Genomic DNA, 14,212 nt, shown 5'->3' with positions numbered 1-14,212 from the left:
AATCATGACGCCCGCGCTGGAGGCCGCCGGCCTCGGCAGGCGATTCCGGGGCGACTGGGCCCTGCGCGACTGCGACTTCACCGTCCCGGCCGGGCGGATCTGCGGCGTGGTGGGCCCCAACGGCGCGGGCAAGAGCACCCTGCTCTCCCTCGCCGCCCGCCAACTCTCCGCCACTGAAGGTGAGTTGCGCGTGTTCGGCAAACCGTCCGGCACCCCGGACGAGCGCGCCCGGGTCGCGTACGTGGCGCAGGACAAGCCGCTCTACCCGGGCCTGACCGTCGCCGAGACGCTACGGATGGGCCGCGAGCTCAACCCGGCATGGGACCACGAGACTGCCCAACGCATCGTCGACCAGGGCGAGTTGCGACCCAAGGCGCGGATCGGCTCGCTCTCCGGCGGCCAGCGCACCCGGGTCTCCCTGGCGCTCGCCCTCGGCAGGGTCCCCGACCTGCTGCTGCTCGACGAGCCGATGGCCGACCTCGACCCGCTCGCCCGGCACCAGCTCATGGGCACCCTGATGTCGGCCGCCGCCGAACGCGGCACCACCATCGTGGTCTCCTCGCACATCCTCCCCGAGCTGGACGGCGTCATCGACCACCTGCTGCTCGTCCAGCGCGGAGGGATCCGGCTGGCCGGCGACCTGGACGATGTCCTGGACGGCCACCAGCTGCTCACCGGGCCCGCCGAGGCCGCCGACCTCCCGGCCGATCTGGTGGTCGAGCAACGCGTCGGCGGCCGCCGGGCCACCGCGCTGGTACGCACCGGGGAACCGCTCGACGGCCCGTGGGAGAGCGAGCGGCCGAGCCTGGAGGACCTGCTGCTCGGCTATCTGCGCGCACCGGCCGATCCGCGACCGGACACCACCCCGGCGAACGACCAGCACCGGAACGAGAAGGCCGCCGCATGAGTACGAACGTCCTGCCCGACCGCGCCACCGCGCCCGTGGGCCGCCGCCCCGCCACCCCTCGACTGCGCGGACTTCTCTGGCTGTCGATCCGTCAGAACCGCGCCCTGCTGTGGGCATTGGCCGCCCTGCTGGTCCTGGTGGGGGCCGACCTCCTCTGGATCCACCTCGTCAGCAGCCACATCGTGGGCGTACTGCGGCGGACCGGCTGCTACAGCCCCGAGAGCTGGTCCGGCGCCCGGTGCTGGAACTTGCTCTCGCCGATCGACCGGCCGACCTTCTGGTACACCCAGGTCCTCCAGCCCGCGGTGACCGCCGTCCCGCTGCTCATCGGCGTCTTCGTCGGCGCGCCACTGCTGGCCCAGGAGTACGAGCGCGGCACGATCCGGCTGGTCCGCGCGCAGTCCGTCAGCCCGATGCGCTGGCTGGCCGCCCGCCTCGCGGTGCCCGGTCTCGCCGTGCTGGCCTTCAGCGGCACGCTCGCCGTCCTGATGACCTGGGTGTGGTGGACGGACATCGTGCACGGGCCGGCCGCCTTCGATCCGCCGTTCCAGTTCTTCACCTATCCGGCGCTCGGGGTCGCGCCGGTCGCCTGGTCACTGTTCGCGCTGGCACTGGGCGTCCTCGTCGGCCGGCTGGTGCGCCGGACACTGCCCGCGATGTTCCTCACCGGCGCACTGGTCGCGGCCGCCCACGGCCTGATCCGCTGGGCCCGCCCGTACTTCCATCCGATCGTGGACGAAGTGGTCCCGCTGAGCCCCGCGCACCCGTACATCGCGCAGCCCACCAACGCGTGGCTGATCGACCGCGGCGCCGTCCTGGCCGACGGCAGCCGCGTCGGCGACGACGCGTGCCGGTACACCACGTGCGACGGAGCCACCGGCTCCTGGCTGCGGTACCACCCGGTCGGCCACCTCGTACCGATCCAGCTCGTCGAGGCCGGCATCCTGCTGGCGCTCACCGCCGTCATCCTGGTGGTCGCCTTCCGCCGGATCCGCACCTGACGAGCCCGGCACGGCCGAGCGGGACAGGGCGGGTCGGGACAGGGCAGGTCGAACAGGCGGGGCAGGTCAAGGCGGGGCGGGTCAGGCCTTCTTGACCACGCTGGACTTGAGCTGCATCGCCCCGAAACCCTCGACCCGGCAGTCGATGTCGTGGCCGTCGACGCCGTCGACCAGGCGGATGTTGCGAACCTTGGTGCCGGCCTTGATGCCGGAGGCGCTGCCCTTGACCTTCAGGGCCTTGATGACGGTCACGGTGTCGCCGTCGCTCAGCACATTGCCGACCGCGTCCTTGACCACCCGCTCGCCGGCCCCGACGGAGCCGGCCCCGGCGGAGGCGGCCTCGCCGGCGTCGGCGGGCGCCCACTCGTGGCCGCACTCCGGGCAGACCATGAGGGCGTTCATCTCATACGTGTACTCGCCGGCGCACTGCGGGCAAGGGGGAAGGTTGTCGCTCATGTGATCAGGATATCCAGTCACCCGAGGGGCGTTTCCCGTGGTCAGCGGGCACGAGGCGCTCGGCGCCGCCTCCCCGGGAGGCGCCGGGCGCGCCCACTGCCGATACTGGGGCCGCACCCGAGGCGGCCGGGCACCGCCCCGATCGAGCACGGGAACCGAGGAGGACGCCATGACCGGATCCGTGGTCGCCGGCTTCGACGACTCGCCCGAGAGCCTGGCCGCCACCGAATGGGCCGCCCGGGAGGCGCGGCGCCGCGGCCTCCGGCTCGAACTCCTCCACGCCTGGCCCTGGCCGAAGCGGGACGTGGTCGGCAGCGACCAGAGCTACCGGCACACCCTGTCGCGACTCGCCGCCCGCGAGGCCGCCCTGCGCGCCCTCGCCCCCGGGCTGACGGTGTCCTCCTCGTCCGTGTCCGCCGAGCCCGCCGAGGCACTGGAGGCCGCCGCGCAGAGCGCCGCCGTGCTCGTCCTGGGCTCACGCGGGCTGGGCACCGTCCGCGGTTTCCTGGTCGGCTCGGTCAGCCAGGAGGTGCTGCGCCGGGCCGCCTGCCCGGTGGTGCTCGTCCGGGCGGGCGAGGAGGAGGCGGACGGCGCGGTGACGGTCGGCCTCGACCTGGCGCATCCGGCGGACCCGGTGCTGGCGTTCGCCTTCGAGGCCGCCGCGCTCCGCTCGGCGCCGCTGCGCGTGGTCCACGTCTGGGCCCCGCCGGCCGGCAGCGAGCACATGTCCTACGGCGCCATCGGCGGGCTGGAGGGCGAGGTGTCCGCCGACGAGCGGGCCGATCTCGCGGAGGCCCTGGAGTCCTGGCGGGCCCGGCACCCCGAGGTGGCCGTGAGGGCCGACCTGGTCCGGGGCAAGCCCACCGTCGAACTCGTGGACGCCGCGGCGACGGCCCGGCTGCTCGTCGTCGGCCGCAGAAGCCACAGGATGCCGCGCCTCCACCACCACCTCGGCCCGGTCGCGCACGCCGCGATCCACCATGTCCACTGCCCGGTCGCCGTCGTCCCGTACGGCTGACCCGGCCGCCGCCGGAAGCGCCCCGTCAGGAGTCGCGGGCGCCACCCTCATGCGCGAAACACGGGTAGCCCGGCAGCGGCTCCACCTGCCAGCCGTCGGCGACCTCCCGCAGCAGTCGCCGCATCGTCTCCGTGAACGCGGGGAACCCTTCGAGCCGCGCCGCCGTCTCCCAGCGGTGCCTGAGCACCTGGCGCCTGGTCGCCACCGGCCGCCGGGTGCGGTGCATCGGGCCGTCCTCGGCGGTGCGCGGCAGCAGGCGCAGGGTCGCGTTCGCCGTCCACACGGCCACCGCCCGCGCCATCCCTGCCTCCCACACCGCGTCCTCCGCCAGCGCCGGATACACCGGGACGACCTCGGCCCGGTACGCCGCCTCGATCCGCCGGGCGATCCCGGCCGGCAGGGCGAAGACGCACCAGCAGGTGGCGAACGGCATCCGGCAGTACGCCGCGGTCAGGAACACCGACTGGTAGCAGGCGACCTCGAAGTCGAGCAGCCGCAGACCGTCCGGGGTGAGCAGGTTGTTGTCCGGGCAGGTGTCGCCCGGGGAGAACGCCGGGTACTCCTGGCCGACCGCCGTCCCGATCCGCGCGAGCTCCTCGACCAGGCCGCCCGGCACGGCGACACCGGCCGCTTCGAGCACGCCGGGGAGGTCGGCGGCGTTGCGGGCGATCCACGGCTCGTCCGCCCAGGTCGGCAGGCCGATGTCGTACCGCGCCCACAGCCGGGTGAGGTCGGCGCGCCGGTCCACCGACCGTGCCGCCAGTCGGCCGAGCCCGACCGCCCAGGCCAGCAGCCCGTCCTCGGCGGCCTTCGGGTCGTCCCCGAGCAGCACGTCCGCGAGCGTCGGCGCGTCGCCGAGGTCGGCCAGGACCAGCAGCGGCACCTCCGGGTCCACCCCGAGCACCGGCGGGCCGGCCAGGCCGAGCGAGAGCCCGGCGGCCTCCGCCGTGAAACCGCGCAGGGCGTCCGGTCCGCCGGTGTAGGCCTTGACGACGACGCTCCGTCCGTCGGCCGTCCGACAGCGCAGCACACTGGTGCGGCTGCTCCCGCCCAGGTCGGCGGGATCGGACAGCCGGGTGGCGAGCAGGCGCTCGGCGGCACGCATGATCTCGTTCACCCGGGCATCCTGTCACCCACACGCCCGGCGTCGGAGCCCTTTCGTCCGGAGACTGACGTCGTACGTTCGACCCCACCACCCGGCCCACCCTGAGGAGTACGCCATGGCCGACCGCGACCACCTGCTCGCCGCCCTCGAACTCGCCCACAGCGCGCGAGCGCACGGCAATCACCCCTTCGGCGCGCTGCTGACCGACTCCGACGGGAACGTCCTGCTCAGCGCCGAGAACTCGGTGCTGTCGGACCGCGACGTCACCGCCCACGCGGAGACCAACCTGGTGCGGCAGGCGTCCCGCACCCTGGCCCCGACACAGCTGACCCGGGCCACCCTGTACAGCAGCACCGAGCCGTGCGCGATGTGTGCCGGCGCGATCTACTGGAGCGGCATCCGGCGGGTCGTCTACGCGCTCTCCGCCACCGAGCTGAACGCCATCGCGGGGGTCGACCCGGAGGAGCCGGTGCTCGACCTGCCGTGCCGACAGGTCTTCGCGGCCGGCGGCAACACCGTGGAGGTCTCGGGGCCGCACCTGCCCGAGGAGGCCGCCGCGGTGCACACGGGGTACTGGGGGTAGCCGGGCGGGGTGAGGGACCGCGCTACAGTCCGTCCCATGAGCGAGTCCGCATCCCCGCCCTTCGGAAACTTCCCAACGGCCTTCGCCGCCCTGGAGGTTCGCGACGACCTGGCCGCCCCCGTGGCCGACGCCCTGAAGAACTGGGACGCCAGGGACGCGGCCGCGGCCGTGCTCTACGTGGACACCGACCCCGAGAAGGCGGACACCGCGGTGTTCTGCGCGGCCTACGACACGCCGCCGGAGCTCTCCGCGAACTGCGTGGTGGTCGCCGCCAAGCGCGCCGGCGAGGTCACGCACGCCGCGTGCCTCGCCCTGGCCACGACCCGGGTGGACGTGAACCGGGCGGTCCGTACCCACCTGGGGGCGCGGAAGGCGTCCTTCGCCCCGGTGGACACCGCGGTCGAGCTGACCGGCATGGAGTACGGCGGCATCACCCCCGTCGGCCTGCCCGGCGCCTGGCCACTGCTCATCGACGAGGCCGTGGCCGCCGCGCCGTACGTCCTGGTCGGCAGCGGTCGGCGCCGGGGCAAGCTGATCCTCCCCGGGTGGGCGCTGGCCCGGCTGCCGGGCGCCGAGGTGCTGCCGGGCCTGGCCGGCTGAGCGGTCGGCCGACGACCGGGGTGCCGCCGCCGTCACCCGGGTGCCGGACCGTACTGGCGGCGGCATCGGGTGGCCCGCACCGTGGTGGAAGGGGCGACGACCGACAGGACGGTAGACATGGACGCGAACGACTCCGCTCCCCGCGTCGTGGTCGGCGTCGACGGCTCGCCGTCGTCGCACGCCGCGCTGCGCTGGGCGGTCCGGCACGCCACGCTGATCGGCGGGGTCGTGGAGGCGGTGGGCGCGTGGGAGCCGCCGAGCCACGTCGGCTGGTCGGCGCCGGTGGTCGACATGTCCTTCGACCGGGACCTCGCCGGGCGGCGGTTCGCCGAGGAACTCCGCACGGTGCTCGGCACGGACCGCCCGGTGGAGGTCCGGCCGACGATGGTGCTGGGCGACCCCTCGGACGTCCTGCTGGACGCGTCGAAGGGCGCCGAGGTCCTGGTGGTCGGAAGCCACGGCCGCGGCGGCTTCACCCGGGCCCTGCTCGGCTCGGTCAGCACGCGCTGCGCGCAGCACGCCGCCTGCCCGGTGGTCATCGTCCGCGCGCAGTGACGACCCGCGGCCCTCGCCCGGGCGTCCAGGCCCGGCGGGGGCGCGCGGGTGCTCGCGGGGAGCACCCGCGGTTTCCGGCTACGCGGCGCCGCTGACGCCCGGGGCGACGAAGCGCCGATGCAGCGGGCTGAACACCGTCTCGGGCTCACCGGGGATGCCGGCCTTCTCGATCGCGGGTGCCAACCGTTCGGCGAAGAACGTCTCGAACGCCTGCTGGGACTCCCACACATCGGTCACGTGCAGGCCCTGCGCGTCGAACCAGGCGACGTGCAGCTGCCCACCGGCCGGCTCGACCTCCTCCCAGCGGACTTCGTCACGCACCGTGTCGTACTGCTCGGGCGTGGCCTCGGCCCACCGCATCGACATCACCACAGCCATGTCACCGCTCCCTTGCTCTCGTCCCTGCTCTCGTCGCGGTTCCCAACCCCCGGTGCTTCCAGCCAACTCCCGCTCCCGCCCGCGCGCACCTCGACCGGCCCGCGCAGCCGATAGGGTGTGGGGATGAACCGGCCCACCCCGGCGGAGCGGTCGACGGGTATGCGACCGTGGCGGTTCGTCGTGTGGTTCGGGATCGTGAGCCTGCTCGCCGACTTCGTCTACGAGGGCGCCCGGTCCGTCACCGGGCCGCTGCTCGCCTCCCTCGGCGCTTCCGCGCTGGTGGTCGGCGTGGTCACCGGAGCCGGGGAGGCCGCGGCGTTCGGCCTGCGGCTGGTGTCCGGGCCGCTGGCGGACCGCACCGGCCGGTTCTGGGCGCTGACCATCGCCGGGTACGCGCTGACCGTCGCCGCGGTGCCGCTGCTGGGCGTGGCCGGGACGCTCACGGCCGCGTGCGTGCTGGTGGTGGCGGAGCGGGTCGGCAAGGCCGTCCGGTCCCCGGCCAAGGACACCCTGCTCTCGCACGCCACCGCCGCCACCGGCCGGGGCCGGGGGTTCGCGGTGCACGAGGCGCTCGACCAGTTCGGCGCGGTGATCGGCCCGCTCACCGTGGCCGGGGTCCTGGCCGTGACCGGTAGCTACGCGCCCGCGCTGGGCGTCCTCGCCGTGCCGGGCGTCGCGGCGCTCGCCCTGCTGGTGTGGCTGCGCGCCCGCGTGCCCGAACCCGCCCGCTACGAGCCCGCCTCCACGCCCGCCCACCCCTCCGGCGGCAACAGCGACGGCGGCGAGGAGGCCGAACCGCCGCGGCTGCCACGTGCGTTCTGGGTGTACGCGGCCTTCACCGCGGCGACGACCGCCGGCTTCGCCACCTTCGGCGTGGTCTCCTTCCACCTGGTCCAGCGCCACCTGGTGTCCGTGTCGTTGGTGCCGGTGCTGTACGCGGCGGCGATGCTCGCCGACGCCGTCGTCGCGCTGGCCACCGGCTGGCTGTACGACCGGGTCGGGCCGCGCGTCCTCGCGGTGCTGCCGGTGCTGGTCACCGCGATGACCGCGCTCGCCTTCAGCGGCACGCGGGCCGCCGTGGTCGCGGGCGTCCTGCTGTGGGGAGCGGTGATGGGAGTTCAGGAGTCGACGCTGCGCGCCACTGTCGCCGACCTCGTGCCCGCCGCCCGCCGGGCCACCGCCTACGGCGTCTTCGCCGCCGTCGTCGGCGCCGCGACCCTGGCGGCGGGCGCCCTGACCGGCGCCCTGTACGAGGTGTCCGTGCCGGCCCTGATCGCGGCGGTGACGGTCGTCCAGGCGGGCGCCCTCGTCCTGCTCGTGGCCGTCCGACCCGACCGCGAGTCACAGGTTGATGACGGTAGAACAACCAAGGGCAAAGAATGAGGGAAGGCTATCCTTAGAAAGGTTAGCCTTCCCTCATGAACAGTCTGCTGTCGGCCGCGAACACGGCCGGATACGCCACGCCCCAGCTCTGGCGGGTCCTCACCAAGACCGGCTACTTCATCGGCCTCAGCGGAGCCATCGGCACCACCGTCACGTACGCCACCACCGTCCGCCCCGCCCTCAGGACGGCTGAGCGCAGCGGGAACAGCGACGACGCCGCGGTCCTGAGGTCCCGATCGGCGGCCTGCCTCGCCGGGGCGGGCGTGGTGCTGCTGGTCGCCGGCTACTTCCAGCTCGCCGCCCGCGTCGCCCGCTCCGGCAAGGGCACGCCCTTCGGCGACGCCCTGGCTCCCGGCCGGATCCGGGACTTCCTCCAGGCCCCCGCCGCCAAGGACGCCTGGGTCGCCCAGGGCACCGTCTACCTGGTCCAGAACCTCGTCCTCCTGGCCACGGCCGCCGCGCTGATCGCCCTGTTCGTCCCGGCCGCCCGCCGGCACACCGACCGCATCGCCTTCGCCGTCCTGCCGGCCGCGCTCGCCGTCACCCTGGTCGCCGCCGTCCCGACCACCTCGCCCGCCGACCTCGACCGCTGGCTCGACCTGGCCCTCGACCAGGTCCACATCGTCTCCGGCACCGTCTGGCTCGGCGGCCTCGCCCTGCTCGTCGCCCTCGCCGGCACCCGCGGCCGCCTCGGCGACGGCGCCGGCCTGCTGTGGGCCGACCTGTGGCGCCGCTTCGGCCTCGTCGCCATGGTCTGCGTCGGCGCCGTCCTCGTCTCCGGCCTGTGGCTCAGCTGGAAGCACGTCGGCTCGGTCTCCCAGCTGTGGACCACCGGCTACGGCCTCGCCCTGCTCGTCAAGGTTGTCCTCGTCCTCGGCCTGGTCGCCGCCGGTGCCGTCAACCAGTTCTGGCTGATGCCGCGCATCGCCCGGGCCCGCCGCGCCGACGACACCGCCTCCCTGCGCCACCTCACGCTGCGCCACTTCCCCCTGGTCGTCTGGGGTGAGGTCGCCCTCGGGGTCGCGGTCCTGGTGGTCGTGCCGTTCCTCGCCGGGTCCGCCCGCACCGAGGCCGGCAGCGCCAAGGCCGTCTCCTCCGGCAGTGTCTTCGCCGCCGGCGCCGCCCTGGTCGTCGCCCTGGCCATCTCCTTGTACGCCACGGCCAAGGCCTCCGAGGCGATGGCCCGTCGCCCGTCTGCCACCCCGGCGGCGACCCTCTGACACCACCGGCCCTCACCACCCCCGCGCGCGTCGCCGACCCGGGTGTCCTCCGGACCGGCAGCGCGCGCTGGGGCGTCCGCCTCCGGATGCGCCCGGCCGTCCGGGGTGGTCGACTCGACACGACGGGAAGTCTCGGGGGGCGTCACCGAGAGGAGCCGTAGCAATGCCGAAGGTTTCCAAGCAATCCGCGCCACAGGTCCAGGAGTTCGGACCGGTGACCGACCGCCGGGCGGAGATGGACGGCTACACCGTCGAATTCGTCTCCTTCGCCGCCGACGCCGACCTCGACGGGCCGCTGCAGGCGCTGCCCGACGGGTCGTGCCAGTGCCCGCACTGGGGCTACGTCATCGCCGGCCGCATGCGCTACGTCTTCGGCGACCAGGAGGAGGTGTACGAGGCCGGCGACGCCTTCTACCAGCCGCCGGGCCACCGGCCGTACGTCGACGCCGGCACCGAACTGCTGCAGTTCAGCCCGACCGACAAGCTCGCCCGGACCGAAGAGGCCATCGAGGACTGGATGAGCCGCCAACAGGGCGGCACGCCGTAGCCCCTGCCCCCGCCCCCGCGCTAGTCCGGCAGGCGTTCCGGGTGGGTCAGGTTGGCCCCGCTTCGGGGGTCGAAGACGTGGATCCGCGCGGTGTCGACCCACAGTTCCAGCGGGCTGCCCTCGGTGGCGCGGGTGGCGGTGTTCAGCCGTGCGACGACGCGGTGCTCCTGCATGCCGGTGTCGGCCCGGCCCGAGTCCGCGGCGAGTTCGGCGAGTTCGTCCGTCGGCGCCGGCCCGCCCTCCTCGGCGAAGTGGACGTAGACGTCCGAGCCCACGGACTCCCTGACCTCGACGGCGACGGTGCAGGTGACCCCGCCGGTGTGCCCGACCCCGGCGTACCCGACCCCGGTGTGCTCGGTCAGGGAGGCGTCCTCGAAGTCCTCGGGGCGGATGCCGACGATCAGTTCGCGCGGGGCGTCCGCGTGCTCGAGGGCGCGCCGGGTGCGGTCGTCCAGCGGCAGCGCGCCGAGTGAGGTGCGCAGCGCGTTCTCCTCCAGCGCGGCGCCGAGGAAGTTCATGCCGGGCGAGCCGATGAACCCGGCGACGAAGAGGTTGACCGGCTCGTCGTACAGGTGTTGCGGCGAGCCGACCTGCTGGACGACGCCGGCGCGCATGACGACGACCCGGTCGCCGAGCGTCATGGCCTCCACCTGGTCGTGGGTGACGTAGACGGTGGTGGTGCCCAGGCGGCGCTGGAGCGCGGCGATCTGGGTGCGCATCTGGACCCGGAGTTTGGCGTCGAGGTTGGACAGCGGCTCGTCCATCAGGAAGACCTTGGGGTCGCGGACGATCGCCCGTCCCATGGCGACTCGCTGGCGCTGTCCGCCGGAGAGGTTGGCGGGCTTGCGGTCGAGGTGCTGGGTGAGGTCGAGGATGCGGGCGGCCTCTTCGACCTTGGCGCCGATGGTCGCCTTGTCGACCTTGGCGAGGCGCAGCGCGAAGCCCATGTTGTCGCGCACGCTCATGTGCGGGTAGAGCGCGTAGCTCTGGAAGACCATCGCGATGTCGCGGTCCTTGGGCGCGCGATCGTTGACGACCTGTCCGGCGATGCGCAGGGTGCCTTCGGTGATGTCCTCCAGGCCGGCGATCATGTTGAGCGTGGTGGATTTGCCGCAGCCGGACGGGCCCACCAGGATGACGAATTCGCCGTCGGCGATGGTGAGGTTGACGTCGTGGACGGCGAGGGCGCCGTCGGGGTAGCGCTTGGTGATGCCGTCGAGGACGATCTCGGCCACGGTTCGCCTTCCTGTTCCTGGTCCGCCGGGTGGGGCGGTCTCAACCTTTGACTGCGCCGGCGGTGAGCCCGGCGACGATGCGGCGTTGGAACAGCAGCACGAAGACCACGATCGGGATCGTGATGATCACGGCGGCGGCCGCGATCGAGCCGGTCGGCTGCTCGAACTGGGAGCTCCCGGTGAAGAAGGCGATGGCGGCTGGTACGGTCCGGGCCGAGGTGGTGGAGGTCAGCGAGATGGCGAACAGGAAGTCGTTCCAGCAGAAGATGAAGACGAGGATGCCGGTGGTGAACACGCCGGGTGCCGCCAGCGGGGCGATGACCAGCCGGAACGCCTGCCAGGGTGTGGCGCCGTCGACCTTGGCGGCTTTCTCCAGGTCCCAGGGGATCTCCCGGAAGAACGCCGACAGTGTGTAGATCGCCAGCGGCAGCGAGAAGGTCATGTAGGGGATGATCAGTCCGGCCCAGGTGTCGAAGAGGCCGAGCACCCGTTCGATGTTGAACAGCGGTGAGACCAGCGAGATCGGCGGGAACATCGCGATCAGCAGGGACACCCCGATCAGCAGCCGCTTGCCGGGGAAGCGCAGCCGAGCCACCGCGTAGGCCGCCATGGTGCCGAGGACGACGGCGATGGTGGTGGCGATCACCGCGATCCCGATCGAGTTCACCAGGGCCCGGGTGAACTCCGAGGTCTGGAAGATGCCGCGGTAGTTGGTCCAGGTCCAGGTGCGCGGCACGAAGTCGCCGTCGGAGAGGGTGCTGGGGTCCTTGAAGGAGAGGGCGACGATCCACCAGACCGGGAAGAGCGCGTAGAGGACGACGACCAGGTTGGCGATGCCCCAGCCGGTCAGCGCGCGGGTGTGGCGGGTGCTCATCGGTGCTCCGGTTCGGCGCCCGGCGTGGCCGCGCCGAACAGTTTGACGAAGACCAGGGCGATGAGCGCGACGCAGCCGAAGATGAGGACGGAGATCGCCGAGCCGATGCCGAGGTTGAGCGCGGTGAAGAGGTTGTCGTAGCCGAGGATCGAGACCGATCCGGTGCCGTTGGAGCCGCCGGTGAGGACGTAGATGTTGTCGAAGATCCGGAAGGCGTCCAGGGTGCGGAAGAGCAGGGCGACCAGGATGGCCGGTTTCATCAGCGGCAGGATGACCAGGCGCAGCCGTTGTCCGAAGGTCGCGCCGTCCACCATGGCCGCCCGGACGGTCTCGTCGGGCACCAGGGCGAGGCCCGCGAGCAGGAGCAGGGCCATGAACGGGGTGGTCTTCCACACCTCGGCGAGGATGATCAGGCCGATGGCGGGCCACTGTTCGGTCAGCGGGGCGCTGCCCTCGGGCAGCAGGGCGGCCAGGTAGCCGGTGCCGGGTGTCCAGGCGTACTGCCAGGAGTAGGCGGCGACGACGGTGACGATCCCGTACGGCACCAGGACCGCGGTGCGGACGGTGCCGCGTCCGAAGACGGCGCGGTGCATCACCAGGGCGAGTGCCAGTCCGAGGACCAGTTCGACGGCGACCGACACCGCGGTGATCAGCACGGTGACGCCGAGCGCCTGCCACCAGAAGTTCGAGGTCAGCACGGCGCCGTAGTTGGCGAGCCCCACCCAGTGCGCCTGTTCGGGGAAGCGCAGGTCGTAGCGCTGGAGCGAGAGGTAGAGGGCGTAGCCGATGGGGTAGGCGGTGACGGCGAGCATCACGATGACCGCGGGCGCGCAGAGCAGCAGGCCGAGCCTGCGTTCCTGGCGGGCGCCGCGGGAGCGCCCGGCCGGGGTGTGGACGGCCGGGGCGGGGGCGGCCGCGTCGCGGGCTCCGGTGGGTGGTGTCACGGAATCAGCCCCTTCGAGCCGAGGGCGTCCTGGATCTGCCCGCGGAGGTCGGCCACGTCCTTGTCCGGGTGGATGTCGGCGGGCGGGGAGAGGGTGTGCGAGATGGCGATGGAGACGTTCTGGTAGGCCGGGGTCTGCGGCCGGACGCTCGCGGAGTCGAGGGCGGTGAGCACGTCGGCGGCGAAGGGGTAGCTCTGGGTGAGTTCCGCCGCCTGGTAGAGGCTGCGCAGGGACGGCGGGAGGCCGCCCTTCAGGGCGTTGGTGAGCTGGTTGTCCCGGTCGCGCAGGCACAGGGTGGCCTCGAAGGCGAGGTCGGCGTGCCGGCTGTAGGCGCCCACCGCGAGGTCGATCCCGCCGATGGTGACGCTGGCGGGGCGGTCGGGGGTGACGGCGGGGTACGGGGCCCAGCGGAAGTGCGGGAACAGCTTGGGCTGGTTGGCCTTCATGGAGGGGTAGACGAAGGGGTAGTTGATTTCGAAGGCGGCCGTGCCGGACTCCATGGCGAGCCGGTTCTGGTCCTCCATCTGGTTGGGCAGCGAGGGGTCGGCGGCCGCGGAGGTCGCCAGGTCGTGCATCACCGTGGCGGCGGTGACGGCGGGGGCCCCGAGCGCGGGTGCCTGCGCGTCGGGGGTGAGGATCGAGCCGCCCGCGCTGGTGACGAGGGTGTTGAACCAGACCGTCAGTCCCTCGTACTGGGCGCCCTGGATCTCCACGTAGTGCGGTTTGCCCGCGCGGGCCAGCTCTTCGGCCTTGGCGAGCATCTCCGCCCATGTCCTGGGCGGGGTGTCCACCAAGTCGTCGCGATACCAGAGCAGTTGGGTGTTGGAGTTGTACGGCACGGCGTACAGCCGGCCTCGCCAGGTCGCGGTGCGCACCGCCGCGTCGAGCGTGTCGGCGGTGGCCCGCTCGCGCATCGCCCCGGTCCACTCGCGGATCCAGCCGGCTTCGGCGAACTCGGCGGGCCAGGTGACGTCGAGGCCCAGGATGTCCACGTCGGCGTCGTGCGCCGCCATCCGGCGCACCAGCTGCTGGCGTTGGCCGTCCGCGCCGCGGGGCAGTTTGTTGTAGTGGATCGTGTAGCGCCCGCCGGACTGCTGCCCGCAGCGGTCGGCGGCCTGCTGGAGGGCACCCGAGTCGTCCGGGAAGTTGTACCAGTTCAGCGCGACCGGGCCGCCCTGCCCGCCGCTCCCGCAGCCCGTCAGGGCGGACGCGACGACGGCCAGTCCGGCGGCGGCACGCGCCCACCGTGAGCGGAGACTGGGGACCCTCGGCATCGTTCTCCCGTGGTGGGGCGGACCGGCCCCGCCGACCCTAGCCCGCCGCTGCCCCCGGTCCCCGGCGTGCCGCGCCGCCGACCACCCGGGCGGGTCAACCCGTCAGGGCCCGGCGCCGAAGTGTCGGCTCGG

At 73.3% G+C, this 14,212-nt stretch carries 16 protein-coding genes; 9 read left to right on the top strand and 7 right to left on the bottom strand.

Features of this window, described 5'->3' with window-relative positions:
• Positions 1 to 4: 4 nt before the first annotated feature.
• Positions 5 to 907 carry an ABC transporter ATP-binding protein gene (locus ACZ52J_RS00890; protein ID WP_465615277.1) on the top strand — a complete coding sequence of 301 codons (903 nt, stop codon included), beginning with the start codon at positions 5 to 7 and terminating at the stop codon, positions 905 to 907.
• Positions 904 to 1,908: a hypothetical protein gene (locus ACZ52J_RS00885; RefSeq protein WP_465614884.1), complete on the top strand. Its 1,005-nt coding sequence runs from the start codon at positions 904 to 906 to the stop codon at positions 1,906 to 1,908. The genes ACZ52J_RS00890 and ACZ52J_RS00885 overlap by 4 nt, the downstream gene beginning before the upstream one ends.
• 81 nt (positions 1,909 to 1,989) lie before the next feature.
• Here the strand turns inward: ACZ52J_RS00885 and ACZ52J_RS00880 are convergent, their stop codons facing one another.
• A complete protein-coding gene (locus tag ACZ52J_RS00880; RefSeq protein ID WP_465614883.1) occupies positions 1,990 to 2,364 on the bottom strand; it encodes a zinc ribbon domain-containing protein YjdM in 375 nt (124 codons plus the stop codon).
• Between the two features lie 169 nt (positions 2,365 to 2,533).
• Between ACZ52J_RS00880 and ACZ52J_RS00875 the strand changes: the two genes are divergently transcribed.
• Positions 2,534 to 3,382, top strand: a complete 849-nt coding sequence (locus ACZ52J_RS00875) for a universal stress protein (RefSeq protein WP_465614882.1) — start codon at positions 2,534 to 2,536, stop codon at positions 3,380 to 3,382.
• A 25-nt stretch (positions 3,383 to 3,407) separates the two neighbouring features.
• On the opposite strand, the gene ACZ52J_RS00870 is transcribed toward ACZ52J_RS00875, so the two are convergent.
• Positions 3,408 to 4,499 (bottom strand): hypothetical protein, encoded by a 1,092-nt coding sequence (locus ACZ52J_RS00870; RefSeq protein ID WP_465614881.1) that lies wholly within the window; start codon positions 4,497 to 4,499, stop codon positions 3,408 to 3,410.
• A 103-nt stretch (positions 4,500 to 4,602) separates the two neighbouring features.
• Here ACZ52J_RS00870 and ACZ52J_RS00865 point away from each other — a divergent pair, with 103 nt between their 5' ends.
• The 3 genes from ACZ52J_RS00865 to ACZ52J_RS00855 all read left to right on the top strand — a co-directional run bounded on the left by ACZ52J_RS00865 (position 4,603) and on the right by ACZ52J_RS00855 (position 6,225).
• The gene (locus ACZ52J_RS00865; protein WP_360501884.1) at positions 4,603 to 5,070 is read left to right on the top strand and encodes a nucleoside deaminase; all 468 of its coding nucleotides are present in this window, start codon (positions 4,603 to 4,605) and stop codon (positions 5,068 to 5,070) included.
• Positions 5,071 to 5,106: 36 nt separating this feature from the next.
• Positions 5,107 to 5,670, top strand: a complete 564-nt coding sequence (locus tag ACZ52J_RS00860; protein ID WP_465614880.1) for a YbaK/EbsC family protein — start codon at positions 5,107 to 5,109, stop codon at positions 5,668 to 5,670.
• Between the two features lie 117 nt (positions 5,671 to 5,787).
• Positions 5,788 to 6,225, top strand: a complete 438-nt coding sequence (locus ACZ52J_RS00855; RefSeq protein ID WP_465614879.1) for a universal stress protein — start codon at positions 5,788 to 5,790, stop codon at positions 6,223 to 6,225.
• A 78-nt stretch (positions 6,226 to 6,303) separates the two neighbouring features.
• On the opposite strand, the gene ACZ52J_RS00850 is transcribed toward ACZ52J_RS00855, so the two are convergent.
• Positions 6,304 to 6,603 carry a hypothetical protein gene (locus ACZ52J_RS00850; RefSeq protein ID WP_360501876.1) on the bottom strand — a complete coding sequence of 100 codons (300 nt, stop codon included), beginning with the start codon at positions 6,601 to 6,603 and terminating at the stop codon, positions 6,304 to 6,306.
• A gap of 123 nt (positions 6,604 to 6,726) precedes the next feature.
• On the opposite strand from ACZ52J_RS00850, the gene ACZ52J_RS00845 reads away from it, so the two are divergent.
• The 3 genes from ACZ52J_RS00845 to ACZ52J_RS00835 all read left to right on the top strand — a co-directional run bounded on the left by ACZ52J_RS00845 (position 6,727) and on the right by ACZ52J_RS00835 (position 9,753).
• Positions 6,727 to 7,986, top strand: coding sequence for an MFS transporter (locus tag ACZ52J_RS00845; protein WP_465614878.1), 1,260 nt, complete (start codon positions 6,727 to 6,729; stop codon positions 7,984 to 7,986).
• A gap of 35 nt (positions 7,987 to 8,021) precedes the next feature.
• Positions 8,022 to 9,206, top strand: coding sequence for a CopD family protein (locus ACZ52J_RS00840; protein ID WP_465614877.1), 1,185 nt, complete (start codon positions 8,022 to 8,024; stop codon positions 9,204 to 9,206).
• 163 nt (positions 9,207 to 9,369) lie between these two features.
• On the top strand, positions 9,370 to 9,753 hold the full coding sequence (locus tag ACZ52J_RS00835) for a cupin domain-containing protein (protein ID WP_465614876.1): 384 nt from the start codon (positions 9,370 to 9,372) through the stop codon (positions 9,751 to 9,753).
• 20 nt (positions 9,754 to 9,773) lie between these two features.
• On the opposite strand, the gene ACZ52J_RS00830 is transcribed toward ACZ52J_RS00835, so the two are convergent.
• The 4 genes from ACZ52J_RS00830 to ACZ52J_RS00815 all read right to left on the bottom strand — a co-directional run bounded on the left by ACZ52J_RS00830 (position 9,774) and on the right by ACZ52J_RS00815 (position 14,080).
• On the bottom strand, positions 9,774 to 10,988 hold the full coding sequence (locus ACZ52J_RS00830) for an ABC transporter ATP-binding protein (protein WP_465614875.1): 1,215 nt from the start codon (positions 10,986 to 10,988) through the stop codon (positions 9,774 to 9,776).
• Between the two features lie 40 nt (positions 10,989 to 11,028).
• Complete coding sequence (locus ACZ52J_RS00825; RefSeq protein WP_465614874.1) at positions 11,029 to 11,862, bottom strand: carbohydrate ABC transporter permease; 834 nt, start codon at positions 11,860 to 11,862, stop codon at positions 11,029 to 11,031.
• Positions 11,859 to 12,704 (bottom strand): carbohydrate ABC transporter permease, encoded by an 846-nt coding sequence (locus ACZ52J_RS00820; RefSeq protein WP_360502014.1) that lies wholly within the window; start codon positions 12,702 to 12,704, stop codon positions 11,859 to 11,861. Before ACZ52J_RS00820 ends, ACZ52J_RS00825 begins: the two co-directional genes overlap by 4 nt.
• 98 nt (positions 12,705 to 12,802) lie before the next feature.
• On the bottom strand, positions 12,803 to 14,080 hold the full coding sequence (locus ACZ52J_RS00815; RefSeq protein WP_465614873.1) for an ABC transporter substrate-binding protein: 1,278 nt from the start codon (positions 14,078 to 14,080) through the stop codon (positions 12,803 to 12,805).
• Positions 14,081 to 14,212 lie beyond the last annotated feature (132 nt).

The sequence above is a fragment of the Kitasatospora sp. NPDC034035 genome (assembly GCF_055575755.1).
This window is presented reverse-complemented; position numbering and strand designations above follow the sequence as displayed.

Coding starts and splice junctions, on each gene's coding strand:
- ACZ52J_RS00890 (WP_465615277.1), top strand. CDS start 5: ATGACGCCCGCGCTGGAGGCCGCCGGCCTCGGCAGGCGATTCCGGGGC.
- ACZ52J_RS00885 (WP_465614884.1), top strand. CDS start 904: ATGAGTACGAACGTCCTGCCCGACCGCGCCACCGCGCCCGTGGGCCGC.
- ACZ52J_RS00880 (WP_465614883.1), bottom strand. CDS start 2,364: ATGAGCGACAACCTTCCCCCTTGCCCGCAGTGCGCCGGCGAGTACACG.
- ACZ52J_RS00875 (WP_465614882.1), top strand. CDS start 2,534: ATGACCGGATCCGTGGTCGCCGGCTTCGACGACTCGCCCGAGAGCCTG.
- ACZ52J_RS00865 (WP_360501884.1), top strand. CDS start 4,603: ATGGCCGACCGCGACCACCTGCTCGCCGCCCTCGAACTCGCCCACAGC.
- ACZ52J_RS00860 (WP_465614880.1), top strand. CDS start 5,107: ATGAGCGAGTCCGCATCCCCGCCCTTCGGAAACTTCCCAACGGCCTTC.
- ACZ52J_RS00855 (WP_465614879.1), top strand. CDS start 5,788: ATGGACGCGAACGACTCCGCTCCCCGCGTCGTGGTCGGCGTCGACGGC.
- ACZ52J_RS00850 (WP_360501876.1), bottom strand. CDS start 6,603: ATGGCTGTGGTGATGTCGATGCGGTGGGCCGAGGCCACGCCCGAGCAG.
- ACZ52J_RS00845 (WP_465614878.1), top strand. CDS start 6,727: ATGAACCGGCCCACCCCGGCGGAGCGGTCGACGGGTATGCGACCGTGG.
- ACZ52J_RS00840 (WP_465614877.1), top strand. CDS start 8,022: ATGAACAGTCTGCTGTCGGCCGCGAACACGGCCGGATACGCCACGCCC.
- ACZ52J_RS00835 (WP_465614876.1), top strand. CDS start 9,370: ATGCCGAAGGTTTCCAAGCAATCCGCGCCACAGGTCCAGGAGTTCGGA.
- ACZ52J_RS00825 (WP_465614874.1), bottom strand. CDS start 11,862: ATGAGCACCCGCCACACCCGCGCGCTGACCGGCTGGGGCATCGCCAAC.
- ACZ52J_RS00815 (WP_465614873.1), bottom strand. CDS start 14,080: ATGCCGAGGGTCCCCAGTCTCCGCTCACGGTGGGCGCGTGCCGCCGCC.